General features: G+C 70.4%; 19 protein-coding genes. 14 read left to right on the top strand and 5 right to left on the bottom strand.

What is annotated here, in order from left to right:
- The first annotated feature begins 216 nt into the window (after nucleotides 1-216).
- The 6 genes from FZ029_RS30170 (at nucleotide 217) to FZ029_RS30145 (ending at nucleotide 7,080) form a co-directional block, all read left to right on the top strand.
- Entirely contained in the window at nucleotides 217-1,098 is an 882-nt protein-coding gene (locus FZ029_RS30170) for an EamA family transporter (protein ID WP_149201078.1), read from the top strand.
- A 137-nt stretch (nucleotides 1,099-1,235) separates the two neighbouring features.
- Complete coding sequence (locus tag FZ029_RS30165; RefSeq protein WP_188052121.1) at nucleotides 1,236-3,503, top strand: hybrid sensor histidine kinase/response regulator; 2,268 nt, start codon at nucleotides 1,236-1,238, stop codon at nucleotides 3,501-3,503.
- A gap of 90 nt (nucleotides 3,504-3,593) precedes the next feature.
- Complete coding sequence (locus tag FZ029_RS30160; RefSeq protein WP_149201080.1) at nucleotides 3,594-3,914, top strand: DUF2892 domain-containing protein; 321 nt, start codon at nucleotides 3,594-3,596, stop codon at nucleotides 3,912-3,914.
- Nucleotides 3,915-4,109: 195 nt separating this feature from the next.
- Nucleotides 4,110-5,891 (top strand): gamma-glutamyltransferase, encoded by a 1,782-nt coding sequence (gene ggt, locus FZ029_RS30155; protein WP_149273609.1) that lies wholly within the window; start codon nucleotides 4,110-4,112, stop codon nucleotides 5,889-5,891.
- A 236-nt stretch (nucleotides 5,892-6,127) separates the two neighbouring features.
- Nucleotides 6,128-6,523, top strand: coding sequence for a hypothetical protein (locus tag FZ029_RS30150; RefSeq protein ID WP_149201082.1), 396 nt, complete (start codon nucleotides 6,128-6,130; stop codon nucleotides 6,521-6,523).
- Nucleotides 6,524-6,654: 131 nt separating this feature from the next.
- On the top strand, nucleotides 6,655-7,080 hold the full coding sequence (locus tag FZ029_RS30145; protein ID WP_246457291.1) for a hypothetical protein: 426 nt from the start codon (nucleotides 6,655-6,657) through the stop codon (nucleotides 7,078-7,080).
- A gap of 29 nt (nucleotides 7,081-7,109) precedes the next feature.
- Here the strand turns inward: FZ029_RS30145 and FZ029_RS30140 are convergent, their stop codons facing one another.
- Entirely contained in the window at nucleotides 7,110-8,171 is a 1,062-nt protein-coding gene (locus FZ029_RS30140; protein WP_149273607.1) for an HD domain-containing phosphohydrolase, read from the bottom strand.
- Entirely contained in the window at nucleotides 8,168-8,668 is a 501-nt protein-coding gene (locus FZ029_RS30135; protein WP_149273605.1) for a response regulator, read from the bottom strand. The genes FZ029_RS30140 and FZ029_RS30135 overlap by 4 nt, the downstream gene beginning before the upstream one ends.
- 296 nt (nucleotides 8,669-8,964) lie before the next feature.
- Here FZ029_RS30135 and FZ029_RS30130 point away from each other — a divergent pair, with 296 nt between their 5' ends.
- From FZ029_RS30130 to FZ029_RS30110, 5 genes are all read left to right on the top strand, one after another.
- On the top strand, nucleotides 8,965-9,687 hold the full coding sequence (locus FZ029_RS30130) for a response regulator transcription factor (RefSeq protein ID WP_149273603.1): 723 nt from the start codon (nucleotides 8,965-8,967) through the stop codon (nucleotides 9,685-9,687).
- Between the two features lie 206 nt (nucleotides 9,688-9,893).
- Nucleotides 9,894-11,612, top strand: a complete 1,719-nt coding sequence (locus FZ029_RS30125; RefSeq protein WP_188052120.1) for a hypothetical protein — start codon at nucleotides 9,894-9,896, stop codon at nucleotides 11,610-11,612.
- Nucleotides 11,612-15,085 carry a PAS domain S-box protein gene (locus tag FZ029_RS30120; RefSeq protein WP_149273601.1) on the top strand — a complete coding sequence of 1,158 codons (3,474 nt, stop codon included), beginning with the start codon at nucleotides 11,612-11,614 and terminating at the stop codon, nucleotides 15,083-15,085. The genes FZ029_RS30125 and FZ029_RS30120 overlap by 1 nt, the downstream gene beginning before the upstream one ends.
- Before the next feature lie 198 nt (nucleotides 15,086-15,283).
- Entirely contained in the window at nucleotides 15,284-17,365 is a 2,082-nt protein-coding gene (locus FZ029_RS30115) for a methyl-accepting chemotaxis protein (RefSeq protein ID WP_247892572.1), read from the top strand.
- A 218-nt stretch (nucleotides 17,366-17,583) separates the two neighbouring features.
- On the top strand, nucleotides 17,584-18,852 hold the full coding sequence (locus tag FZ029_RS30110; RefSeq protein WP_188052119.1) for an MFS transporter: 1,269 nt from the start codon (nucleotides 17,584-17,586) through the stop codon (nucleotides 18,850-18,852).
- Nucleotides 18,853-18,860: 8 nt separating this feature from the next.
- Here the strand turns inward: FZ029_RS30110 and FZ029_RS30105 are convergent, their stop codons facing one another.
- Nucleotides 18,861-20,729, bottom strand: coding sequence for an FHA domain-containing protein (locus tag FZ029_RS30105; RefSeq protein ID WP_149273599.1), 1,869 nt, complete (start codon nucleotides 20,727-20,729; stop codon nucleotides 18,861-18,863).
- A gap of 125 nt (nucleotides 20,730-20,854) precedes the next feature.
- On the opposite strand from FZ029_RS30105, the gene FZ029_RS30100 reads away from it, so the two are divergent.
- The 3 genes from FZ029_RS30100 to FZ029_RS30090 all read left to right on the top strand — a co-directional run bounded on the left by FZ029_RS30100 (nucleotide 20,855) and on the right by FZ029_RS30090 (nucleotide 24,181).
- The gene (locus tag FZ029_RS30100; protein WP_247892571.1) at nucleotides 20,855-22,339 is read left to right on the top strand and encodes a D-alanyl-D-alanine carboxypeptidase; all 1,485 of its coding nucleotides are present in this window, start codon (nucleotides 20,855-20,857) and stop codon (nucleotides 22,337-22,339) included.
- Between the two features lie 145 nt (nucleotides 22,340-22,484).
- Complete coding sequence (locus FZ029_RS30095; RefSeq protein ID WP_149273595.1) at nucleotides 22,485-23,135, top strand: chemotaxis protein; 651 nt, start codon at nucleotides 22,485-22,487, stop codon at nucleotides 23,133-23,135.
- Nucleotides 23,136-23,209: 74 nt separating this feature from the next.
- Nucleotides 23,210-24,181: an endonuclease/exonuclease/phosphatase family protein gene (locus FZ029_RS30090; protein WP_149273593.1), complete on the top strand. Its 972-nt coding sequence runs from the start codon at nucleotides 23,210-23,212 to the stop codon at nucleotides 24,179-24,181.
- Between the two features lie 26 nt (nucleotides 24,182-24,207).
- Here FZ029_RS30090 and FZ029_RS30085 read toward each other — a convergent pair whose 3' ends face one another.
- Nucleotides 24,208-25,473 (bottom strand): glycerate kinase, encoded by a 1,266-nt coding sequence (locus tag FZ029_RS30085; protein WP_149273591.1) that lies wholly within the window; start codon nucleotides 25,471-25,473, stop codon nucleotides 24,208-24,210.
- Nucleotides 25,474-25,714: 241 nt separating this feature from the next.
- Nucleotides 25,715-26,599 carry a 2-hydroxy-3-oxopropionate reductase gene (gene glxR / locus FZ029_RS30080; protein WP_149273590.1) on the bottom strand — a complete coding sequence of 295 codons (885 nt, stop codon included), beginning with the start codon at nucleotides 26,597-26,599 and terminating at the stop codon, nucleotides 25,715-25,717.
- Between the last annotated feature and the right edge of the window lie 19 nt (nucleotides 26,600-26,618).

Genomic DNA, 26,618 nt, shown 5'->3' with positions numbered 1-26,618 from the left:
ACCCGCGGGGAGAGTGGGGTTCTTTTTCCCCCGCTCTCCGTGGGGTTTACCCCCCCCCCCCCCCCCCCCCCCCCCCCCCCCGCCGGGGGGGGAGCCCCCCGGAGAAAAGCCGCTGAAAACTCAATGTCACCGAAGCTGATGCGCAGGTCAGCCACGCGGGAAGCGCGCCCCGCATCCGATTGACCGCCGCCGCGGCACCCGTTTAGCCTCCCCATCATGCGTGCTTCCCACATCCTGCTCGCCGTGGCGGTTGCCGCCGTCTGGGGCTTCAACTTCGTCGCGATCAAGGTCGGATTGCGCGATTTCCCGCCGCTGCTCTTCTCCTGCCTGCGCTTCGCGCTGGCGGCGCTGCCGGTGGTCGTGCTGGGCTGGGGCAAGGGGCCGCCGGTGCCCTGGCGCTATGTGATCGGCATCGGCGTGATGCTGGGCGTGGTGAAGTTCCCGCTGCTGTTCCTGGGCATCGACGTCGGCATGCCGGCGGGGCTCGCCTCGCTGGTGCTGCAGGCGCAGGCCTTCTTCACCGCCATCTTCGCCGCCTTCGTGCTGGGCGACCGGCCGGGGCCGCGGCAGATCGGCGGCATGGTGGTTGCCTTCGCCGGCGTCGGGCTGATCGCGCTGGAGATGCCGGCGGGCGACTCGCTGCTCGGCCTCGGGCTGACGCTGGCGGCGGCGGCCGCCTGGGGCGTGTCGAACATCGTGATGAAGCAGGCCAAGGCGCCGGACCTGTTCAGCCTGATGGTCTGGGTCAGCCTGATCCCGCCGCTGCCGCTGCTGGCGATGTCGCTGGCGCTGGAGGGGCCGGAGCGCATCCTTCACGCCTTCACCACGCTGACGCTGGTCGGGGTCGGCTCGCTGGTCTACATCGCGGCGGCGGCGACGCTGTTCGGCTTCGCCGCCTGGGGCTTCCTGATGCGGCATTACCCGGCCAGCCTGGTCGCCCCCTTCTCGCTGCTGGTGCCGATCTTCGGCATGAGTTCCAGCGCGCTGCTGCTGGGCGAGACCTTCACCGCGGCGAAGCTGGCCGGCGGGCTGCTGGTCTTCGCCGGTCTGGCGCTGTCGGTCCTGAAGCTGCCGTCCCCCCTGCGGGCGCGGGCCTGACCGCCGCGATCCGTCGCCGGTCGGCGGCCCGGAAACCGAAATCGTCAAGGTCGTATTAACCTTGACATGCTTGACGCGGCGTTATGGCCTTTGGATCATTCCGCTCGGTCGGTGCGTCACTAAACCATAGGCAAGCTTTGATCTCTCCCGAAAGGACCGCGCAGCCGGACGGTGGCACACCGGTTCCGCCGGCCTACCAGTGGCTGGCCCATCTGCGCGCCAGCCGGCCGTTGCGCATCCTGCTGCTGATCGGCGGGCTGTCCGTCGCCGTGCTGCTGACGGCGACGATCCACTATATCGTCAGCATGCGCGAGCGCGAACTGGCGGGGGCGGAGCGCGAGCTGTCCACCCTGAATCTGTCGCTGGCGGAACAGACGGCCAGCGCGACGCAGAGCGTCGATCTGGTCCTGACCACCATCATCGAGCAGTTGAAGGCGGAGGGCGTTGCGACGCCCGAGGACTATGTCCGCCGGATGGGTGGACGCGACACCTACCAGATGCTGCGGGCGCGGATCACCGGATTGCCGCAGCTGGACGCGGTGACGATGATCGCGGCCGACGGGCACCTGATCAACTTCTCGCGCTATTACCCGATCCCGCGGGTCAACGTGTCCGACCGGGATTATTTCGCCTATCTGCGCGACCACGATACCACGGAACCCTTCATCAGCGAACCGGTGCGCAACCGCGGCAACGGCAGCTGGACCATCTATCTGGCCCGCCGGATCAGCGGCCCGGACGGCGGTTTCGTCGGGCTGGTGCTGGGCGCCATCGAGCTGAGCTATTTCGAGAGGATTTACAAGGCCCTGCAGCCGGATGCCGACGGCAGCATCAGCCTGTGGCGGCGCGACGGCATCCTGCTGGCCCGTCATCCGATGCTGCCGGATATCGGCCGGCCGCTGGGCCAGGGCCAATTCCTGAAGGTGCTGGAGCATGCGAGGTCGGGCGTCTTCCTCTCCGCCAAGGGGCTGAACGACGGCGCCCGTCTGGTGGCGACGCGGGCGCTGGCCGACTATCCGCTGGTCGTCAACGTCACCCGCAGTCTGGACGCCGTGCTGAGCGAGTGGCGCATCCAGGCCTGGACCATCGGCGCCGCCGGAACCATCGGCATCGCCGCACTGCTGCTGTCGCTGTGGGCGCTGGCCCGCCAGTTCAGCGCGTACGAGGCGGCGACCTGGGCGATGGACGCCGCCCGCCGCGCGGTGGAGGGGCGGGAACAGGCCGAACACGCCCTGCGCCAAAGCCAGAAGATGGAGGCGATCGGCCAGCTGACCGGCGGCGTCGCCCATGATTTCAACAATCTTCTCCAGGCCATCGGCATCAATCTGCACGTCATCGACAGCCGCACCGAGGACGAGCGCATCACCGGACCGGCGCGGCTGGCCCTGCAGGCGGTGGAGCGGGGGGCGACCCTGACCCAGCATCTGCTGGCCTTTTCGCGCCGGCAGCAGCTTCGCCCGGTCCCGGTCGACGTCGCGGCGCTGGTGGAGCGGGTCAGCCGCCTGCTCGGCCGCACGCTGGGCCAGTCGGTGCGGATCGAGACGGAGGTCGCCACCGACCTGTGGCCGGCGATGATCGACCCGACCCAGTTGGAAATGGCGGTGCTGAACCTGGCGCTGAACGCCCGCGACGCCATGCCCGGCGGCGGCACGCTGTGGATCCTTGCCGGCAACCGGTCGGTCGGCGCCGGGCCCGTGCTCGGCATGGCGGCCGGCGACTATGTCGTGCTGCGGGTGCGCGATACCGGCACCGGCATGCCGGCCGAGGTGCAGGCACGCGCCTTCGAGCCCTTCTTCACCACCAAGGAGGTCGGGCGCGGCACCGGGCTGGGCCTCAGCATGGTGCACGGGCTGGCGACCCAGTCCGGCGGCGGGGTGGAGCTGGACAGCCGGCAGGGGCTGGGCACCACGGTGACGCTCTATCTGCCGCGCGCCCGTCAGGAGGCGGATGCGCCCTCCGCCGGGCCGGCGTCCACCGGGATGGCAGCGCCCCCGGCGCCGGAGACGGAGAGGGCGGACGCGGCCGGCATCGGCGAGGGCTGCGCCGTCCTGCTGGTGGATGACGAGGAGCTGGTGCGCAGCGCCACCGCCGGCTATCTGGAGCAGGCGGGCTTCGCGGTGCGCGAGGCGGCCGACGCGGCGGCGGCCCTCTTGCTGCTCGACCACGGCTTCCGGCCGGACGTGATCGTCACCGACCACATGATGCCGGGGATGACCGGGCTGGAGATGGCCCGCACCCTGCGCGCCCGTCGCGACGCGACGCCGATCCTGATGGTCACCGGCTATGCCGAGGATCTGACCTCCACTGCCGCGGCACAGGAGGTGGAACTGACCGTGCTGTCCAAGCCGATCGAACCGTCCCGGCTGGTCCGCTCCATCCGCGACATGGCGGCGGTGGAGGGCTGAGCGCGGCCCCGTGAGGTCTCCCAAGGGAACAGGAAGGGGCGTCGCGGCGTTGGAAGGGCGGTCCCAGTCCATTTCAGCCCCGGAGCAGCCATGAACGCCCAATCCACGATCCGCGACGCCTACGACAGCGTGTTCGAAGGCCACACCAACCTGGGCATGGGCGAGCGCATCGTCTCGACCGGTCTCGGCCTCGCCGTCGCGGCGGGCGGCCTGCGCAAGGGCGCCAGCATCCCCGGCGCCATCATGGGGCTGGTCGGCGCCGCCCTGGTCGCCCGTGGCATGAGCGGCCATTGCCCGGTCAAGGAACGCCTGTCCGGCCACCAGCATGACCGGCTGGGCCATGACGGCCCCCGGGGCTCCTATGGCGAGTCGGGGCATGTCGGCCATTCGCGCATGGCGGAGACCTACTGACCGGCGGCACGCCGGATCGGATCCGTTCACCGACTGTCGCATTCCATTCACGGGAATGCGCGACGCCATTAACCCTGATGGTGAATTGTTGGGCAGACCAGCGACGGGGTGAAGACCGGGGAAGGCGGGTGTGACATCCTGCCTTCCCCCGGGCTGCGGCCCCTGACCTGACGTCCCGCTCAGGAGATTCACCGCATGTGGTTCCCCGCTATTCGATCCCGTTCCGCCGTTGCGGCGCTGGCGGCGCTCTGCGTCGGCTCGGCCCTCGGTTCGGCCGTCGTGCTGCCGGTGCCGGCGCTCGCCCAGAAGGCCACCTCCGCACCGGCCTCGGTCCGCTACGACATCGGCTACGACATCTTCTATCCCGTCCGCGGCCAGAACGGGATGGTCGCCTCCGAACACCGGCTGGCGACCGAGATCGGCGTCGACATCCTCAAGCGCGGCGGCAATGCGGTCGATGCGGCGGTGGCCGTCGGCTTCGCCCTGGCGGTGGTGCTGCCGAACGCCGGCAATGTCGGCGGCGGCGGCTTCATGGTCGTCCATGACGCCAAGAGCGGCAGGGACGTCGCCATCGACTTCCGCGAGATGGCCCCGGCCAAGGCCTTCCGCGACATGTATCTCGACCAGCAGGGCAAGGTGGTCCCCGACCGCTCGCTCTACACCCATCTGGCGGTCGGCATCCCCGGCACCGTCGCCGGGCTGGCCCATGCGCTGGAAAAATACGGCACGATGAAGCTGGCCGACGTGATGGCTCCGGCGATCAAGCTGGCGCGGGACGGCTACACCGTCACCCCGCAGCTGGCCGGCCTGCTCGAGGTCGAGCGCGACCATCTGGCGGCGTGGGACGCCACCAAAGCCATCTTCTTCAAGGACGGCCGGCCGTTGACCGCCGGCGAGACGCTGGCCAACCCCGACCTCGCCAACTCGCTGGAGATGATCGCCCAGCAGGGGGCGAAGGCCTTCTATGAAGGCGCCATCGCCGACAAGATCGCGGCGGAAATGGCCCAACACGGCGGCTACATCACCAAGGAGGACCTGAAGGCCTACAAGGTGGTGGAACGCGAGCCGGTCAGCGGCACCTACCGCGGCTATACGGTCAAGTCGATGCCGCCCCCCAGCTCCGGCGGGACGCACATCATCCAGATGCTGAACATCCTGGAGCGCTGGCCGCTGAAGGACTACGGCCCCGACAGCGCCAAGGCGATCCACCTGATGGCGGAGGCGATGAAGCTCGCCTATGCCGACCGCTCCGAATATCTGGGCGACCCCGACTTCACCAAGGTGCCGGTGAAGGGCCTGACCTCGCGCAAATACGCCGACGAGCTGGCGGCGAAGATCGATCCGGAGAAGGCGACCCCGGCCAGCAGCATCAAGCCCGGCAAGCCGGCCCCCTACGAGAGCGACCAGACCACCCATTTCTCGGTGGCGGACAGCCAGGGCAACGTGGTCAGCACCACCTACACGCTGAACCTCAATTTCGGCAGCGGCATCGTCGCCGCGGGCACCGGCATCCTGCTGAACAACGAGATGGACGATTTCTCGGCCAAGCCGGGCGTGCCCAACGCCTTCGGCCTGGTCGGCGGCGACGCCAACGCCATCCAGGCCTACAAGCGGCCGCTCAGCTCCATGTCGCCGACCATCGTGCTGAAGGACGGCAAGCCCTGGCTGGTCACCGGCAGCCCTGGCGGCAGCCGCATCATCACCACCACCATGGAAACGGTGATCGACCACATCGATTTCAACATGAACCCGGCCGAGGCCGCCGCCCTGCCGCGCGTCCATCACCAGTGGACCCCCGACGAACTGCGGGTGGAGAAGGGGCTCAGCCCCGATACCGTGCGTATTCTGGAGCAGATGGGCCACAAGGTGGCGGTGAAGCCGACGATGGGCCGCACCCAGACCATCCAGCTGCGCAACGACGGGCTGTACGGCTATTCCGATCCGCGCAACCCCGACGGCATGACGATCGGATACTGATGGCGGATATTGAGGACGGATGCTGAGGGAGAGGAGCGACGAGGCGCCCGGCGCAGGCCGGGCGTCACAATTCCCGTATACAAAGAAAAAACAGCGTGCTTTGGTAACCTGCGATCTCCGTTGCCGGACGGCACGCGGCAGCGATGCGCCGTGCCTGTTCGGATAAGGCAACGGAACAGTTGGCTTAAGGCGGGCCGGTCGGTTAGCCTTTGCAGGAGTAAACCGGAGCATTTGCCGTGGACAAGGCCTTGGTCGAGAAGAACCGCGAGTGGACCTATCAGCGTGAAGGAAGGCAGCCCGTCACCATCCGGGTCGCCGATTTCGAGCGCGAGGGGAAGCGCATCGTCGCTTTCCTGGAGCAGACCGACATCGCCAAGGCGGCCGGGTCGCCCCAGCCCGCCGTGAATGATTGGCCCCGCATCGCCGAGGCCTATGCGCAGGAACAGGGCGTGTCGCTGAGCGACATCTATTGGTACGAGCTGCACCCGCGCCGCTTCGCCAATGGCCGGCCCAACGTGTCGGAATACCGCCCCGGCATGGCCGAATGGCGGTTCGAGACCAGCATCCCGCTCGCCCGCGCCATCGTGGAGCAGCTGGGCTTCGACCCCGACAATCTGCCGCTCGACATCTGATCGTCCTGCATACCGCCCTGGACGGAACCCCGCGCGCGCAGCCCCTGTGATGCGCCGCGGGACCGGTGTATGATGCCTGCCGGAGCCATGCGATCGGCGGGACCGCAGTCTTGCGTCGTGGCGGGAGAGAAATGATGAAGACGGTGCGGAGGGCGGTCGCCCTGGGTGCTGTGATTCTGGCGGCCGTGGCCGCCGTTGCGGTGGTGTCGGTTCCGGGAACGGCGCAGGCGCGCACGTCGGTGTCGGTCGGCATCGGCATCGGGCCTGTTTTCCCCGGCTACGGCTATTACCGCCCCTACCATTATTATGCCCCGCCCCCACCGGTGGTGCAGTATTACGCGCCGCCGCCGGTCGTCTATGCGCCCCCGCCGCCGGTCCAATATTATGCGCCGCCGCCGGCCGCGGTCGGCGTCGATCCGGCCGGTCCGGTCTATTATTCGCGCAGCGGTCAGCAATGCCGCGAATACCAGAGCCGCGCCATGGTCGGCGGCCGGTCGCAGCCGGTCTACGGCACCGCCTGTCTCCAGCCCGACGGGACCTGGCGCATCGTCAACTGAAAGGCCCCCCTCGGCTCACCACCCTCGACTCAGACGTCGAGCGGCACCGGATGCGCCAGTTCGTCGGCGTTCTCGTGGTGGATCCTGCAGACCTCGTCCCAGCGCGACAGGAAGGCGTCGAGCAGGGACGGGTCGAAATGCCGGCCGCGGTTCTGGACCAGGTAGGCGCGCGCCTCCTCCAGCGTCCATGACCGCTTGTAGGGGCGGGTGGAGGTCAGGGCGTCGAACACGTCGGCGATGGCGACGATGCGGCCGGACAGCGGGATCGCGGTCCCGGCCACGCCGTTGGGATAACCGCTGCCGTCGAACTTCTCGTGATGGCTGAGCGCGATCTCCGCCGCCAGCCGCAGGAGCGGGATGTCGCTGTTGGCCAGGATGCGGTGGCCCATGGCGGCATGCTGGCGCATCACCGTCATCTCTTCCGGGGTCAGGCGCCCCGGCTTCAGCAGGATCATGTCGGGAATGCCGATCTTGCCGATGTCGTGCATCGGCGCCGCCTTCATCAGCTCCTGGGCATAGGCGGCGCCGCAGCCGGCCGCTTCGGCGATCAGCCGCGAATAGAGCGCCATCCGTTCGATATGGGCGCCGGTTTCGGGATCGCGGTATTCGGACGCGCGCGACAGGCGTTTGACCAGTTCCTCCCCCTGGCGCTGGAGGACGGCGGTCACCCGCTCCACCTCGCCGGCCAGCAGGGCGGCGCGGTCGCGCAGCAGGGCGCGGCTCTGGCGCAGGGCCAGCAGGTTGCGCAGCCGCGCCTGCACCTCCGGCACGACGACCGGCTTGGTCAGGAAATCGTTGCAGCCCTCGTCCAGCGCCCGCACGCGGATGTCGACCGCCGTGTTGGCGGTGACCATCACCACCGGGACATTGTCCAGCCGCCCATCGTCGCGGATGTGGCGCAGCAGTTCCATGCCGTCCATGTCCGGCATCATCTGGTCCAAAAGGATCAGGTCGGGTTCGTTCCCGCGCAGCCACTCGACGGCGTCGAGCGGGCTTTCCATCGAGACCGGTTCGGCATCGTCCAGCCGGCGGACGATGGCGGCCATGATGAACAGGTTGGTGCGGTCGTCATCGACGATGAGGATGTTCACCCTGCGCTCTCCGCCTCGTGTTCGCCGCTCTTATGTTCGGCAATCTTGCCTTCCGCCGCCTTGCGGGCGGCGATCAGCCGGCCGGCTTCGGCCAGCAGGGCCTTCAGGTCGACCGGTTTTTCGAAGGCCGCCTCGGCACCCAGCAGCCGGGCCATCCCCGGCAGTTCCATCCGCAGGCGCAGGCTGCCGCCGGTCACCGCGATCAGGGGCGGACGCGATTTCTGGTCCTTCAGCCGCAGGATCACCTCGTACCCGTCGGCCTCCGGCATGATGATGTCGGTCACCACCAGATCGACCGGATGGACGGCCGTGATGGCCAGCGCGGCATTGCCGTTCTCCGCTTCCAGCACGCGGTAGCCGGCGCGGACGAAGGCGATGCGCACCATCTCGCGGAAATCGGGATCGTCGTCGACCAGCAGGACGGAGCCGGCGGGAGCGGCGGCGGGAGCGGATTTCGGGGCTGGTTTGGGCCGAAGCTCGTAAAGTGTCATCTCCATGGTCGCCGCTTCCGTCTTCCGCCGCACACCGGTGGGTTGCACCGGTTGGAAATCGCTAAGCCTAACCATAGCCGTCTACCGGCGCGCGCACCCGCTGTGTCTGGGATAGCGGCGGCGGGAAATGGGATAGTGGGGGTATTATCCCGCGGCCCCGGAAAAGCCGTGCCGGAAGCGGCTGCGGAATATGACCGACGTGAAATATGGCAAAGCCACGAAAACTTAAGATTTCGGACGGCATAACAGGGAATGTTGATACCTTTGGATGAGCGTTGGCCGAAGGTGGCGGAGGCTGGCTGATGAAAATCTTGGTGGCAGACGACCACCCCCTGTTCCGGGACGCGCTCGAGCTGTCGATCCGTCAGGCATGGCCGGATGCGGAGGTCGGCTGCATCGGTTCGTTATTGGAATTGCCCGTCTCGCGGAACCCGGACGACGGCGCCCCCGCCGCGATCTTCCGGTACGACCTCATCGTCCTCGACTGGCGCATGCCGGGGGCGGAGGGGAGCGACCCGATCAGCGTGCTGCGCCGGTCGGGGGTCCAGGGGCCGGTCGCCGTCGTGACCGGCGCGGAGGATGCGCTGACCGCGCTGGAGGTGCTGCGCTGCGGCGCCGAGGCCTTCCTGCCGAAGACCACGCCGCGCCGCATCCTGGCCCAGGCCCTGCGTCTGGTGGTGGAAGGCGGCAGCTTCGTGCCGAAATGCGTGGCGCTCGACCTGATGCACATGACCGACCTGTCGCTCGACATCGACGAGGCGGAGGAGGGCGAGGGGCCGTCCGCGGAGGGGGAGGGGACGCCGTCGTCCCCCCTGACCGACCGGGAGCAGCAGGTGCTGTCGATGCTCGCCACCGGCGCCACCAACAAGGAGATCGGGCGGCACCTGAGCCTTCAGGAGGTGACGGTCAAGCTCCACACCCGCCGCATCCTGCGCAAGCTGGGGGCACGCAACCGCACCGACGCCGTGCGCCGCGCCCAGCAGGCCGGCCTGCTGTCGCGCAGCCTGAACGAAGCGTCGCCCTGACCCGCCGCCTGCCCAGGCTATGGTGGATGAGTGGCATGGTCGCATGTTGGGGCAAATGGGGGACCGTATAGGGGTGGTCCCAGCAGCATGATCCCGCCCTTTCTGGTATGGTCACCTCGCCCTCGCTCCACTGGCCCGGCCGTCCGTTTTCGTCCGGCGCCGCTGGGGCGGACGCAACCGCAATACGGCCGCATTCCGAGTCGCTGATGAGCCCATCCGACCATTCCCTGTCCGGGCCACGAGTGGGCCGAACCGTTCCGGCGGTTCCGGCCGGCGCTTCCGGCAGCGGCGTGGCGGCGCCGGCGATCGCCGCGCTGGCCGGGGCGGCGGTGCTTCTGCTGCCGGCGCTCGACCCCCTGCGCGAGTCGTTGCCCTGGCTGCTTCCCCTGACGGCGGCCGGCAGCGGTGCGGCGGGCGGGCTGGCGCTTCTATCGATCCGGAACGCGCGCCGCCGTCCCGCCGGAGACGAAAGGCCGCAGGCCCATCCCGAACCGCTTCCCTCCGCATCGGCCGACGGAGCGGACGTGCCGGAGGCGGATACCGCCGCCGCGAACGCCGCCCACATCGCCGCCCTTCAGGAAGCATTGCGGGAGTGTGGCCGGCAGGCCAACGCGCGGCTGCGCGGCCAGCAGATCGCGGCGATGGATGCCCGGGCCGACCTTGCCGGCGCCATCGTCCACGACATGAACAACACGCTGGGCGCGGTTGCCGGCTATGCCGACTTCCTCGTCTGCGACCTGCCGGAAGGCTCGCCCCAGGCCGACTACGCGGGCCGGGCCGCCGCTGCCGTCGACCGCGCCCGCTTCGGCCTCCGCCGGCTGGTGGCGGAAGCCAGGACGGAGCGGGTCCATCTGAAGCCCGAACGGGCCGCGACGGTTGTGGACGAGGCCGCGACGCTTCTGCGCTCGGTGCCGGCGGCACCGGGCAGCCTTTCCATCCGTCATGACGCCGGTACACCCGACCCCATCTGCAACGCCGGCCTGCTGGCGCGGACGCTGGCCGGACTGGCGGCGGAGATCCTCACCGCCACCGGCAGGGGCGGCGACGCCCGGCTCTGCCTGCGCGCCTTCTTCCCGGCGGACGCGGACGATCCGGATGCCGACGCCGTCGCGGCCGGCTGGACCGTCCGACCGCTGCTGACACCGCTGTCCGGTCCGCACACCCTGTTCGAACTGCGGGTCGACGGCCCGCCGCTGGCGGACGAGGTTCTGGCGGGGCTGGCCGATCCCCTGCTGGCCGCCCGCGCCTGCTACCGCCGCGGCCAGTCGGCCGGGACGGAGGACGCCCACTGGCCGGCGGCCCTGCAGACGGCGCGGCGCCACGACGGCGGCCTCAGCCTGCTGACCCACCCGGCGGAAGGCATGGCGATTCGGCTGCATATCCCGGCCGCATCGCCGGCCCCGGCCCAGCCGGCATCCTTCCCGTATGGGGCGAAAGCCCCGGCGCGGCACCATGTCGCGCCGGCATGCAAGATCCTGGTGGTGGATGCCGATCCGGCGTCCGGCGACCGGTTCCAGGCCGGGTTGGAGCGGCAGGGGTTCGAGGTTTCGGTCTGCGAGGATCTTCGCGAAGCGCTGGAGGTCGTCACCGACGAGCCGGGCTTCTTCGATGTGGTGGTGATCGGGCCGGGACTGAGCGCGCTTCCGGCCGGCCGGGCGCTGGCCGGCCGCCTGAAGGCGCTGCGGGCCGACCTGCCCTGTGTCCTCTACGCCGCGGCGGGCCCCGCTTCCGCCGGGCTGGGGGCCGAGGCCGGCGGGCCGGCCGACCTGCTGCTGCCGCTGCCGGTCGATCTGCCGCGGCTGGCACGCGGGGTGGCGGCGCTCGCCGCGGGCGATCCGCGGCACGCGGACTATGCAGGCGGTCCGCGGCACGCGGACGATGCTGGCAATCCGCGGCACGCGGACGATGCGGGAGAGCGGCGCTGATGGGCGGGCGCCTTCATCTGCAAGGCTTCATCGCCGCCATCTGGACCGCGACCCTGGTGATCGCCGCCGGGCTGTGGGCGGCCGCCCTGGCGCTCGCCCATTACGACGATGCCGAGGCGATGGCGCGGGCCGAGCGCGACAGCGGCAACCTCGCCCGCGTCGTCGCCGAGCAGGCGACCCGGACCATGGCCGAAGCCGACCAGATCCTGCTGTTCCTGATCGACGACTTCCACGAGCATGGCGACGGCTGGACCCCGGGCCTGACCCGCATGCTGCGCCAGGCGGTGGAGCGCTCGGGCATCCTGCTCCAGCTGGCGGTGATCGACGAGCACGGCGATCTCATCCACACCAGCGTGGAGGATGCGCCGGCCCGCGTCCGTCTGGCCGACCGCGAGCATTTCCGCGTCCACGTCAACAACCCCAATGCCGGGTTGTTCATCGGGAAGCCGGTGTTCGGCCGGGCGTCCGGCAAATGGTCGATCCAGCTGACGCGGCGCGTCGACAAGGGCGACGGCAGTTTCGCCGGGGTGCTGGTCGCGTCGATCGACCCCTTCTATTTCAGCCGCTCGCTGGAGGAGCTGGACGTCGGCCCCAACGGGGCGGTGGCGATCGTCGGAACCGACGGCATCCTGCGCGCCCGGTCGCAGATGAACGACCGCATCGTCGGCCGGGATGTCGGCGAATCGCCGGTTCAGCTCATGGCGCGCCGCCAGCCCACCGGGTTCCTGCGCGTCACCAGCGTGATCGACGGCATTCCGCGTCTCCAGTCCTTCCGGACCCTGACGACCTATCCGCTGATCGTCATCGCCGCCTTCGACGAGGCGTCCTTCCTGGCCGACACCAGAACGCGGCAGCGGCTCTATCTGCTGGCGGCGGCGGCCTGCAGCGTCGTGCTGGTCGGCATGGCGCTGCTGGCGACGCGGCAGGCGGCGCGGCTCGCGGCCTTGGCCCGCCAGCTGGCCCAGAGCGAGGAGCGGTTCCGCGATCAGGCGGAGACCGCCTCCGACTGGTTCTGGGAGATGGACGCCGATCTGCGGTTCTCCCATCTGGTCGGGCCGCTGGTTCCGCACGTCGCCAACGGCACGCTGCCCATCGGATTGCGGCGGGAGGATGTGGCCCTGCGCGAGCCGGGGGATGCCGCCAAGTGGGAGCGGCACCACCGGCTGATGGAACGGCGGGAGCCGTTCCGGAATTTCCGCTACCGGGTGATGACGGCGGCCGGCCTGCGCTATTTCAGCGTCAGCGGCCGCCCGGTCTTCGACGAGGGCGGTCATTTCCGCGGCTATCGCGGTTCCGCCACCGACGTCACCGAGCGGGAGCTGGCGGCCAACCGCCTGGCCTCCAGTGAAGCCCGCTACCGCGCCATGTTCGAGGCGGTCGGCCAGCCGATCGTCACTATCGACGAGCATGGGACCGTCGACGCCTTCAATCGCGCGGCGGAGCGGCTGTTCGGTTACCGCGCCGCCGACGTGGTGGGCGGGCCGATGACCCGGCTGATGCCGAGCGCCGTCGGCGCGGTGCATGACGGGCTGCTGGCCACCTACCGCGAGAGCGACGCCGCGGTCCCGCGGTCGGAGGTGCGGGAGCTGACCGGCCGCCGCAAGGACGGCAGCGAGTTCCCGCTGGAGGTGACGCTGGCCGGCTGGCGCGAGGGCGACCGCCGTTACGTCACCGGTGCTTTGCGCGACGTCACCGCCCAGCGCGAGATCGAGGCCAGCCTGCGCCGCGCCAAGGAGGCGGCCGATCAGGCCAACCGCGCCAAGGGCGAGTTCCTGGCGACGATGAGCCACGAGATCCGCACGCCGATGAACGGGGTTCTGGGCGCGCTCGCCCTGGTGGACGGGCCGAACCTGAACGACGACCAGCGCCAGCTGCTGGACGTCGCCAACCGGTCGGGCAACGCGCTGCTGCAGATCATCGACGACATCCTCGACCTGTCCAAGCTGGAGGCCGGCAAGGCGGAGGTCGAGCCGGTCGATTTCGAACTGCGCGCGGTGCTGGGCGACAGCATCGACCTGCTGGAGCCGGCCGCCTGCGGGCGCGGCCTGATCCTGACGCGGGAGGTGGCGCCCGCCGTGCCCGACCGCGTGCGCGCCGACCTGCGCCGCATCCGGCAGGTGCTGGTCAATCTGGTGGGCAACGCGCTGAAGTTCACCCACCGCGGCGGCGTCGCCGTGCGGGTCGGGCTGGAGGGGGAGGTGCCGGCGGCCGGCGCCTTCTTCCTGCGGTTCGAGGTGGCCGACACCGGGATCGGCATCCGGGAGGACGTGCAGCCGACCCTGTTCCGCCGCTTCACCCAGGGCGACAGCTCCACCACCCGGCGCTTCGGCGGCACCGGGCTGGGGCTGGCGATCAGCCGCGAGCTGGTGACGCTGATGGGCGGGCGCATCGGCGTCACCAGTGCCGAGGGCAAGGGCAGCACCTTCTGGTTCACCGTCCGCTGCGAACCCGCAGCCGATCCGTCGGCCGGCGTGCTCTCCGTGCCCTGCGCGCCGGAACCGGTGCCGGCGGCGGGCGGGGCGACCCCGCCGCCGTCGTCGGCTGCTGCGGGCCTGCATGTGCTGGTGGCCGAGGACAACGAGATCAACCGCGACATCGTCGTCACCATGCTGCGCCGCGCCGGCCATCGCGTGACCGCGGTGGAGGACGGGCTGCAGGCGGTGCGGCTGGTGGAGGAGGGCGGCTTCGACCTCGTCCTGATGGACGTGCAGATGCCGGTGATGGACGGCGTCACCGCCACCCGGCACATCCGCGCGATGCCGGGCGAGGCGGGCCGCCTGCCGATCGTCGCGCTGACCGGCAACGTCATGCCCGGCCACCGTGCCGAATATCTCGCCGCCGGCATGACCGCCTATCTGACGAAGCCCATCGTGTCGGCCGACCTGTATGAGGTTCTGGCGACGGCGGCCGCGCCGCGGACGGCAGAGGCTGGGGCGGAGGCTGGGGCGGATGCCGGATCGGGAGGCGCCGCGCCGGCGAAACGGGGGGCGGAGCAGTCCTCTCCCAGGCCGGCCGCCGCCCTGCCGCCGCCCGTCCCGCCGCCCGCCCCATCCTCCGACCCATCGCCCGGCGCCAGGGACCCGGAGCATTGGCGCACGGCGCCGCTGCTGGATGCCCAACAGGCCGACTCGCTGCGCTCGGTGATCGGCGACGAGGCCTGGATCCAGACGGTGACCGCCTTCCGGCGGACGGTGGACGACAGCGTGGCCGCGATTCGCGATGGGGCCGGACGGAGTGGGGCGCCCCTGGTCCGCATGGCCCACACCCTGAAGGGAACCGCGGCCAACGTCGGCGCCGTGCGGCTCAGCCGTCTGGCCTCGCTGCTGGAACAGCGGGTGCAGAGCCTCGGCTGCTGCCCTGCCGGCGATCCGCTGGCCGAAGCGCTCGGTCCCGTTGCCGACGCCACGCTGGACGCGCTGTCGTCCCATGTCCAGCCGGCGGCCGGCAGCCAAGCGGAACATGCGGCGGTATGAGGAAATGAAACATCCCTCTGACGATTACTTTGTTTCTGGATGTGGATGAGGTAATTTCCCAAGGAAAAACAGCGGCCTGCGGTCGCAGATCTTTAGTATCATCAGTGTTATCGGTGACGGAATGGCTTGGAAGGTCTAGAGTGCGTGGTGGTCGGCCGCTGCCGATCATTCGTACTCTTAACCAGTGAAGTCCTCAACATGATCGCTGCCGGCAACATTCTCCACGTCATTTCCATCCGGGCGAAGGTTGTGGCGGTCGCGGTGTTCGTCTTCGCCGCGGTCGGCCTGTCCTCTGTCCTCACCATGCGCGACATGGGGCGGCAGACCGACCGCCTGTCCGATGTCCAGCGCGAGACGCACGAGGTGGTCGGCAGCGTTATTCCCCTGGTCTCGCTGGTGGGAGAGATCCGGTTCGACGTGGTGCAGACGCAGCAGTGGCTGACCGACGTGTCGGCCACCCGCGGGCTGGACGGGATGAACGACGGTCCGGAAAAGGCGGCGGATTACGCCCGCCGGTTCGAGGAGCACACCGCCAAGGCGACCGAACTGGCGCGGGCGCTGAAGCTGCAGCAGGTGGTGGCGGAGATCGAGCGCACCCACAAGGCCTTCGGCCCCTATTACGAGATGGGCCGGCGCATGGCGCAGGCCTATGTCGACGGCGGCCCGGCGGCCGGCAACCAGATCATGGGCCAGTTCGACAAGGTCGCCGACGCCATGGGCGACAGCCTGGAGGCGCTGGGCGCCAGCGTGGTCGCCGTCAGTTCTGACCGGCTGACGGAACTGACCGCGGGCATCGAGGCGGTGCGGGAGACGGCGGACGGGCTGCGCTTGACCCTGATCGGCGCCGGGCTGGCCATCCTGCTGATGGCGGCGGCCTGCGTCGTCTTCCTGGAGGCGGCGATGATCCGCCCGATGGAGCGGCTGCGCCGCGCCATGGTGGCGCTGGCCGGCGGCAACCTGGAGGTCGAGATCGGCCTGACCGAGCGCCGCGACGAGATCGGCCACATGGCCGACACCGTCCGCGTGTTCCAGCAAGGCGCGCAGGAGAACGCGCGCCTGCGCGCCGCCCAGGAGGAGACGCGCCGCCGCGGCGAGGAAGAGCGGCGCCAGGCACTGGAATCGATGGCGGAGAAGGTGGAGCGCGAGACCCGCGTCGCTGTCGACCATGTGGCCGAACGCACCAACCGCATGAGCAGCAATGCCGGCGCCATGGCGGAATCGGCGGTGCAGGTCAGCGACAACGCCCAGAACGTCGCCGCCGCCGCCCAGCAGGCGCTGAACAATGCCGAGACCGTCGCCGCCGCGACGGAGGAGCTGTCGGCGTCCATCGGCGACATCGGCATGCAGGTGTCGGCCGCCACGCGGGTGACCGGCCGCGCGGTGGAACGGGCCGGGCTGGCGCGGTCCACCATCGAACGGCTGTCGGCCTCGGTCGAGCGGATCGGCGCGGTCGCCCGGCTGATCGGCGACATCGCCAGCCAGACCAACCTGCTGGCGCTGAACGCCACCATCGAGGCGGCGCGCGCCGGCGAGGCCGGGCGCGGATTCGCCGTCGTGGCGAACGAGGTGAAGAACCTCGCCAGCCAGACCGCGCGGTCGACCGAGGAGATCGGGTCGCTGATCGCCGAGGTGGAATCGGTGACGGCATCGGCCGTCGGCGCCGTCGGCGAGGTGTCGGAGACCATCGACGAGGTGGCCGGCATCTCGTCCTCCATCGCCGCGGCGGTGGAGGAGCAGGCGGCGGCGACCCAGGAGATCGCCCGCTCCGTCAGCCAGACCAGCGACGCGGCGAAGGAGGTGTCGGTGCGCATCGGCCGCGTCTCCACCGAGGCCGACGCGACCCAGAGCCGCGCCGGAGAGGTGCGGACGGTCGCCGCCGACGTGGCCGGCGGCATCGATGCCCTGCGCAACGTGCTGATCCGCGTCGTCCGCACCGCCACCGCCGATGTCGACCGCCGCCAGCGCCCGCGCTTCGCCCTGTCGGTCGGCTGCGTGCTGGAGGGGGCCGGCGCCGGCCCGATGCGCGCCACCATCGCCAACCTGTCGGCGGGCGGCGCCATGCTGACCGGCGTGCCGGACCAGATGATCGGCGGCGTGACCGGCCGGACGCTGAGCTTGCGCATCGACGGGGTGGCCCGCCCGCTGACCGCCCGCATCAAGTCCAACGAGCACGACCGGCTGCACGTGAAGTTCGACCTGTCCGACGCCGATCAGGAGGCGTTCGACCGCGAGGTGGAGCGCCTGACGCGGGGCCTGACGCCGATGGCGGCAGTGGCCTGACCCGCAAGGCCGGGCGGCCCGGACGGGCCGCTTCGCCGGGACGAACCGGCCGTCAGCCATGCCCGCCGCTCATTTCGCACCTGCGGAAATGACGGCCTGCGGCGGATTGCCTCATCGGGGGTCCGGCAAATATCCTGACCTCGTCCCGGTTGCTTTCCGTCCCTCCCTGCCGCCGGGCCTTTCCCGTCCCCATCCTGCGCGACAGCGGAGTAACGATCATGGCTTCTGCCGGCCATAACGGCGACATGCGTGCCGGGGCACAGCTGGCCCCGGCCCATCCCGGGCTGGTGCTGCTGGCGCTCGCCATGGGCGGTTTCGCCATCGGAACGACCGAATTCGCGACGATGAGCCTGCTGCCCTATTTCGCCCAGGGCCTGGGCATCGACGAGCCGACCGCCGGCCACGTCATCAGCGCCTATGCGCTGGGCGTGGTGGTGGGCGCGCCGGTGATCGCGGTGCTGGCGGCGCGGGTCGCGCGGCGGACCCTGCTGATCGGGCTGATGGCGGTCTTCGCCGCCGCCAACGTGGCGAGCGCCTTTTCGCCCTCCTACGGCTGGATGCTGGTCTTCCGCTTCCTGAGCGGACTGCCGCACGGCGCCTATTTCGGCGTCGCGGCCCTGGTCGCCGCCTCCCTGGTGCCGCCGCAGCGCCGGGCGCAGGCGGTGGCGCGGACCATGCTGGGGCTGACGGTGGCCACCGTCGTCGGCGTGCCGATGGCCAACTGGATCGGACAGGCGCTGGGCTGGCGCTGGGGCTTCGGCGTCGTCGGGCTGCTCGCCCTGCTGACGGTGCTGCTGGTCTCGATCTACGCGCCGAAGGACCGGCCGCACCCGGAGTCGAGCCCGTTGCGGGAACTGGGGGCGCTGAAGCGGCGGCAGGTCTGGCTGACGCTGGGCATCGGCGCCATCGGCTTCGGCGGCATGTTCGCGGTCTACACCTATGTCGCCTCGACCCTGATGGAGGTGACGCAGGTGTCGCCGGCGGTGGTGCCGGTGGTGCTGGCGGTGTTCGGCGCCGGCATGACCGTCGGCACGCTGGTCAGCGCCTGGGCCGCCGACCGCGCCCTGATGCCGACCGTCGCCTTCATCCTGCTGTGGAGCGCCGGGTCGCTGGCGCTTTATCCCTTCGCCGCCGGCAATGTCTGGCTGGTGTCGGTGGTCGTCTTCATGATCGGTTGCGGCGGCGGGCTGGGCACGCCTTTGCAGGCCCGGCTGATGGATGTGGCGGAGGATGCGCAGACGCTGGCCGCCGCGCTGAACCACAGCGCCTTCAACGCCGCCAACGCGCTTGGCCCCTGGCTGGGCGGCATGGCGATCGCGGCGGGCTGGGGCTGGACCTCCACCGGCTGGGTCGGTGCCGCACTGGCGCTGGGCGGTCTGGCGGTGTGGGCGGTGGCGATGCTGGATGACCGGATGACAGCGAGCCGGATGACTGCGAACCGGGCGGGCGAAGCCGGACTGGCGGCCGAAGCCTGCGCCGGCGACTGAGCGGCCTTTCAGCGTCCCGACAGATCCCAGGCGATGCGCGCCGGATGTTCGCCGAGGTCAAGGGAGCCGATGACGATCTCCCCCCGGCCGGACAGCGGCGCCACGTCGCCCAGCTTCAGCAGCCGCTGTTCGCCGTCCTGCGGCACCAGACGGGTGCCGTTGCGGCTGAGATCCTCCAGCGTGAAGGCGCCGTCGCGCAGCCGCACCACCGCATGCCGGCGCGAGGCGGAGGCATGGTCCAGCACGATCCCGCAGTCGGCGGAACGGCCGATCACGACGTCTTCGCCCGCATCGCGCAGGGCCACCGTCCGGCCCTGGTAGCTGAGCGTCAGGCGGGGGGCCGGCGTCGGCGGAGCCTGCATGTCGACGGTCATGTCCGTCGGCCGGGCTGCCAGGCGCTGACCCGCCACAACGCCGCTGCCGGTCACCGACACGCGCCGGTCGTCGGGAATGGTGGCAATCTTGGCGATCAGCCCGTCGGCCAGCGCCCGCGGGATGCCGGCGGCACGCAGGCGGCGGCCCAGCCCCTCGCGCACCTCCTGGATGGAGGCGCCGGGGGCGGCCAGTTCCGCCGCGGTCTTGACCCGGTTGAACTCGTCGGCGACGCGCTGGATGACGACGCTGATCTTCTTGTGGCCGTAGGGGCTGGCGCCGAGGTCGAGCAGGTAGCCGAGCCGCCCCGCCGCCGTGTTGAAGCGGCCGGCCAGCCGCGTCATCGTCTCTTCGAAGGGCAGGTCGCTGCCGCCGGCCGCCCACACGGTCTTGCCGCGGCGGGTCAGCGATTCCGCCATGGCCGGGCCGCCCATGTAGCCGTCGAAGGCGATCATGCCGTCGACGATGGCGGAGAAGGCGCGGGCGTCGCTGGCCGCCCCGGTGCGGGTCAGCGGGGTCAGCCCGTCCAGCCCGCCGCGGATGCGATGCAGCAGCGCCTCGCGGGTTCGGGCGAAACCGAGCCCCGTCCCGTCGGAGGCCAGCGTGTTGGACAGGGCCAGAAGCGGTTCGGTGTGGGGCAGCCGGTCGTCGAGGTCGCCGCGCAGCGCCGCCAGCAGCGCCAGGATGGCGGAGGCGAGGTCGGGCGAATAGCCGATCAGGGCGCGGATCGGCTCCCGCCCGTCGGTGATCTCCGCCGCGAATTCGTCGACCAGCCGGGTGCTCTCGCCGTCCTCCTCATTGTGCAGGCGCAGGACGGCGGACAGCTTGGCCCCCCATTCGCGGTGCGGTTCCAGCAGGGTGCCGAAGGCATGGGTGACGATGCGGTCGCGCTCCTCAACCGGGCGGTCGACGGCGGCCAGCAGCAGGCCGGAAACCCCGCCGCGCATCAGCGCCTGGTCGAAAGGGGCCAGCGTGTCCGATTTCTGGGCGAGGTCCTTCAGCGCGGTGAACAGACGGCTGAGCTGGTCGTAGCGCTCATGCGGCTTCACCCCCAGCATCGGCGCCTGGAGGGTGGCGAGCCGGCTGATCGAAGGGTTGAACAGCAGCGCCTCGCGCTCGAAGTAGCGCAACGGATAGTAGCGGTGCAGCTGCTCCGACGGAATGACGCCCTGGTCGTCCCAGTAACCGCGCAGCAATCGCAGCAGGGTCATCCGGCTGTCGAAGGAGAAGACCTGCAGCACGTCGGTGCAGAGGTTGGCGCTGTCGATCGGCGAAATGGTCGTCAGCTTGGCGCCGCCGGAGGAGGTCTTCTGGAAGATCGTCTCCTCCCGTCCGGTGCCGGTGACCTTCACCACGCGCACCACCGGGAACTTGGCAAGCCGCAACAGGAAGTTGGCACGTTCCGTCGCCGACTTCTCGTCGTCGAAGACGCCGTCGATGTTGGGCTTGCCGCCCTGTTCGACCACCACCTCGAAGCGCGCTTCGCGCCGTTTGGACATCGCCATAGCGTCCCCCCTTGGCCATGCCCGATCCGGCATGGTGTCCGGCTACGTCCCCATCCGCTATTTCCAGCGATTTTTCACCAAAATACTTTATGAACCTTAACATCAGAAGCGGAAAGACCCGGACCTTGACCGCAAGTTTCCATTCGGACCCCAACCCGTCCCTGCCGTCACCCCGGCCATCGCTGGGCCGCCGCCCGTTCCTCGGACTGTTCGGGGGCGCGCTCGGGGCGTTGGCCCTGCCGGGTGGCGGGGCCTGGGCGGCAGGATCGTCAAGAACCACCAATGGTTTAGAAAGTGGTTCGGTCGGATATTTCCTGTTCGATCCCGACAGCGGCCGGGCGCTGGAGGAGCGGGCGGCGGACACCGCCTTCATCCCGGCATCGGTGGCGAAGCTGCCGACGGTGGCGGCGGCGCTGGCGCTGCTGGGGCCGGACCACCGCTTCGCCACCCGCCTGCTGGGCACCGGGCCGCTGGAGGGCGGGGTGCTGCGCGGCGACCTGATCCTGCAGGGGGGCGGCGATCCGGCCCTGGCGACCGAAGGGCTGCTGCAGCTGTTGGGCGCGCTTGGCGGCGCCGGAGTGCGGCAGGTGGAAGGGAGATTCCTGTACGACACCACGCTGCTGCCGGAACTGGCGGAGATCGATTCCGGACAGCCCTGGGCCGCGCCCTACAACACCGGGGTCGGGGCGCTGTCGCTGAACTACAACCGCGCCCTGCTGAACTGGCGGCGCGGCGGCACTCCTGCCGGGCCGGACGCGCTGACGGTGGCCGATGCCGGGCGGCTGCCGCTGGACAGCGTCACGGTCCGGCCGATGGCGGTGGGCGGAGGCTTTCCGCTGCTGCCGGACGGGGTGGACCGCTGGCTGATGGCGCCGCCCTCCTCCGGCGAGGCGGGGGGCGCCTGGGTGCCGGTGGCGCGGCCGGGGCTGGCCGCCGCCATGCTGTTCCGCCGGCTGGCCGCCGATGCCGGCATCGCCCTGCCGGTGCCCGTCGTCGGCCGGGCGGCGGGTGGGGCGGCATCCGGGGCAGCTGCTCTGGCGGTGCTGGACAGCCTGCCGCTGGCGGAACTGGCGCGCGGCCTGCTGCGCCATTCCAACAACCTGTCGGCGGAAGTGATCGGACTGGCCGCGTCGCGCCGGCTGGATCCGTCTGCCACCACCCTGGACCGGTCGGCGGGGCTGCTGCAGCGTTGGCTGACGCGGCAGCCGGTCGGAGCGGTGAACTGGAGCGGCCTGCGGCTGGCCAACCATTCCGGGCTGGGCACCGGGTCGCGCGCCACGCCGCGGCAGATGGCGGCGCTGCTGCGGGCCGGCGGACCAGCCCTGTGGGACCTGCTGCCGGGGGAGGAGGACGGCAAGGCGCTGCCCCCCGGCGTCCATGCCAAATCGGGCACGCTGGCCTACGTCAAGGGGCTGGCCGGGCTGCTGACGGCGGCCAGCGGCCGGAGGCTGGGATTCGTCCTGTTCATCGCCGATCCGGCGCGCCGCGCGGCGATGGATGCCGCGCTCGACCGCCGGGTGACCGCGACGCCGGCGGAGGCGCGCGCCTGGGCCGCCGGTGCCCGCCGGTTGCAGGGCGAGATTCTGGAGCGGTGGGTTTCCACCTATTGACTGACATAAGTCATAGGAGGGAAGATGGCGCCTTCGCTAAAATGCAGATCAAAGTTGAATCGGCCTCAAGCGGCCTGCAACGGATTGATCGCCGTCCCGGCCGCCCCATATCCGTGCACACCCGGCAGAGAGAACCCCAGACCCGATGATGACAGACCGTTCCTGCACCTCTGCCGCGCGCAACGTCCTGCGCCGCCGGCTGGAACGTCAGGACGTCGCCGCCAACCGCTATCATGACCGGCGGCTGGGGGCGGAGGTCGTCAACATCGTCGTTGGCGGCTGCGTCGTCACCGACGACCCGAACGTCGTCATCACCACCACGCTGGGCTCCTGCGTCGCCGCCTGCCTGTATGATCCGGTGGCGGAGATCGGCGGGATGAACCATTTCCTGCTGCCCGACGCCGGCAGCGATACGCTGTCGCTGTCCTCGCGCTACGGCGCCACGGCGATGGAGCAGCTGATCAACCGGCTGCTGAAGGTCACCGGCCGGCGCGACCGGCTGCGCGCCAAGCTGTTCGGCGGGGCCAACGTCAACCTGACCACGCTGCGCACCGCCAACATCGGCCAGCGCAACGTCGAATTCGTGATGGAGTATCTGGCGACGGAGGGCATTCCCACCGTCAGCTGGGACGTCGGCGGCGCCAGCCCGCGTGCCGTGCGCTTCTTCCCCACCACCGGGCGCAGCCAGCGCCGGCTGATCGGCGACGAGACTCTGCACGACATCGCCCGCAACGAATCGTCCTACATCGAGCATCTGCGCAAATCGCGGATCGAAGGCGACGTCGAGCTGTTCTGATAAGCTCGACCGGCGGTGTTTCGCCAGCTGTGGGCTGCGCCGCCGACACCCGCCGTCCTTCCGCGGAGCCCGTCATGGCCGACACGCTGTTCCGGATCGCCACCTTCAACCTGGAAAACCTGGACGACGATGCCGACGAGCCGCCCTTCGAGGCGCGGATCGCCACGCTGCGCCCGCAGCTGGAGCGGCTGGAGGCCGACATCCTCTGCCTGCAGGAGGTCGACGCCCAGCATCCGGTGAAGAGCGAGCCGCGGACCCTGCGCGCGCTGTCCCGCCTGCTGGAGGGCACGCGCTATGCCGGTTACCACGTCACCGCCGGCGATGGCCCGTCGCCGGCCGACCGCCACAACCCGGTGATCGTCAGCCGCTGGCCGATCCGAGCGGCGCGGCTGCTGCGCCATCATCTGGTGCCGCCGGCCCGCGTGCGCCTCGCCACCGCCGACCCGGCGGCGGACACGGAGACGGAGGTCGGCTGGGATCGGCCGCTGCTGCATGCCGAGGTGGAGATGCCGGACGGCCGCATCCTGCATGTCTTCGACCTGCATCTGCGCGCCCCCATCGCCGCGCCGGTGCCGGGGCAGAAGACCAGCGCCCAGACCTGGAAGACGGCGTCCGGCTGGGCCGAGGGCTTCTATCTCGCTTCGATCAAGCGGGCGGGTCAGGCGCTGGAGACGCGGATGGCGGTGGACCGGCTGTTCGACGCCGATCCCGACGCGCTGATCGTGGTGGCGGGTGACTGCAACGCCGACCTGGAGCAGACCGCCGTCCGCATCATCCGCGCCGCCTCCGACTTCACCGGCAATCCCGAACTGGCCGGCCGCGTGCTGGAGCCGTTGGAGGAGGCGATCCCGGAGGAGCGGCGCTACACCGTGCTGCATGCCGGCACGGCGGTGCTGCTGGACCATCTGATGACCTCGCCGCGCCTGACCGAGCGGCTGCGCGACATCGCCATCCACAACGAGGATCTGACCGACGAGGTCGATCATGCCGACGAGCCCTCGCCGGTCAGCTACCACGCGCCGGTGGTGGCGACCTTTTCGCTGTAGACCGCCCCGCCGTCAGCTGCGGTCGATCATGTCCGGTCGATGACGATCACCCGGAAATCGTTGACGTTGGTGCGGGTCGGGCCGGTGACGACCAGATCGCCCAGCGCCTTGAAGAAGCTGTAGCCGTCGTTGTCGGCGAGGAAGGCCTTGGCGTCGAGGCCCATCTCCTCCGCACGGGCCAGCGTGTCGGGACGCAGGATGGCGCCGGCATTGTCCTCCGTCCCGTCGATGCCGTCGGTGTCGAAGGCGGCGGCCCAGATGCCGGGCTGGCCGTCGAGCGCCACCGCCAGCGCCAGCAGGAATTCGACGTTGCGGCCGCCGCGGCCCTGGCCGCGCACCGTCACCGTGGTCTCGCCGCCGGACAGGATCACGGCGGGCACCGGAGCCGGCTGGCCGTGGCGGGCGACCTGCCGGGCGATGCCGGCATGGACCTTGGCGACCTCGCGCGATTCGCCCTCGATGGCGTCGCCGAGGATGACGGGGGTATAGCCGCGGTCGCGGGCGAGGGCCGCCGCCGCTTCCAGCGCGTCCTGCGGGGTGGCGATGATGGTGGTCTCGGCGCCGGACAGCCGCGGATCGCCGGGCTTCGGCGTCTCGTCCTCCGCGGCTTCCAGGAAGGCGGCGACGGCGGGCGGCGGGGTGATGTTGTACTTGGCCAGGATGGCGCGGGCGTCGGCGAAGCTGGTCGGGTCGGGCACGGTCGGGCCGCTGGCGATCACCGACGGATCGTCGCCCGGCACGTCGGAGACCAGCAGCGAGACGACGCGGGCCGGATGGGCCATGGCGGCGAGACGGCCGCCCTTCACCGCCGACAGATGCTTGCGCACGCAGTTCATCTCGCCGATGTCGGCGCCGCTTTTCAGCAGCGCCTTGGCGACGGCGCGCTTGTCCTCCAGCGTGATGCCGGGCGCCGGCAGGGCCAGCAGGGCGGAGCCGCCGCCGGAGATCAGGCAGAGCACGAGGTCGTCGGCGGTCAGCCCCTGCACCATGTCGACGATGCGGCGGGCGGCCTCCTGCCCGGCGGCGTCGGGCACCGGGTGGCTGGCCTGCACCACCTCGATCCGCTCGGTCGGCAGATCATGGTCGTAGCGGGTGACGACGAGACCGGTCAGCGGCCCCGGCCAATGGTCCTCCACCGTCTTCGCCATGGCCGCCGCCGCCTTGCCGGCGCCAATGACCACCGTGCGGCCCTTCGGCGGCTGCGGCAGGGCCGCCGGCAGCCGGGTCTCGGCGGTCACCGCGGTGAGGGCCGCCTGGAACAGGTCGTGGAGCAGGGCGTCGGTGGTCGTCATGGCGGTGCTCATGGTCGCGTCGGGAGCGGGGCGGGTAGAATGCACACAAATGAGGGGTGGGCCAATGGTTTGGGTGGGGTGGTGTTGGGGGGTGGCGCCGGTTGCCCCCTCCCTAACCCTCCCCCGCTTCGCGGGAGAGGGGACTGCCGCCGTTATGGGAATCCACCCTCTCCCGCGAAGCGGGGGAGGGAAGGGGCCCATGCGCAGCATGGGAAGGGAGGGGGCAACCCGGCGCCGAACCTCACTTCGACCCGACCTCATGCCCGGCCAGCAGTTCCAGCGCGCGGAGCATGCCGGAATGGTCCCAGGCCGAGCCGCCCTGCGCGGCGCAGGCGTTGAACAGCTGCTGGCAGCTGGCGGTGTGCGGCAGCGACAGGTTCAGCGCCTTGGCGCCGTTCAGCGCCAGGTTCAGGTCCTTCTGGTGCAGCTCGATGCGGAAGCCGGGGTTGAAGTTGCGGTTGATCATCCGCTCGCCATGGACCTCCAGGATGCGGGAGGAGGCGAAGCCGCCCATCAGCGCCTGACGGACCTTGGCCGGATCGGCGCCGGCCTTCGACGCGAACAGCAGGGCCTCGGCCACCGCCTCGATGGTGAGCGCGACGATGATCTGGTTGGCGACCTTGGTGGTCTGGCCGTCGCCGTTGCCGCCGACCAGGGTGACGTTCTTGCCCATCTTGTCGAACAGCGGCTTGACCGTGTCGAAGGCCTCCTGCGGGCCGCCGACCATGATGGTCAGCGAGGCGGCCTTGGCGCCGACCTCGCCGCCCGACACCGGCGCGTCGAGATAGGCGCAGCCCAGGTCATTGATGCGCTTGGCATATTCCTTGGTCTCGATCGGCGAGATCGAGGACATGTCCACCACGATCTTGCCCGCCGACAGGCCGGCGGCGACGCCGTTCTCACCGAACAGGGCGGCGCCGACATGGGGGGTGTCCGGCACCATGGTGATGATGACCTCGGCCGCCGCCGCGACCTCCTGGCCGCTCGGGCAGGGGATGGCGCCCTTTGACGTCAGCTCATCCGGGACCGGCTTGATGTCGTGGACATAGAGCGTGTGACCGGCGTCCAGCAGGTGCCCCGCCATCGGGGTGCCCATGATGCCGAGACCGATGAATCCGACCTTCATGACGGTAGTCCTTCTCTTT

Source organism: Azospirillum sp. Sh1, assembly GCF_008365135.1.
In the GTDB taxonomy this organism is placed as follows: Bacteria; Pseudomonadota; Alphaproteobacteria; order Azospirillales; family Azospirillaceae; genus Azospirillum; species Azospirillum oryzae.
The sequence above is the reverse complement of the archived record's forward strand: the minus strand, read 5'-3'. Positions and strand labels throughout refer to the sequence as shown.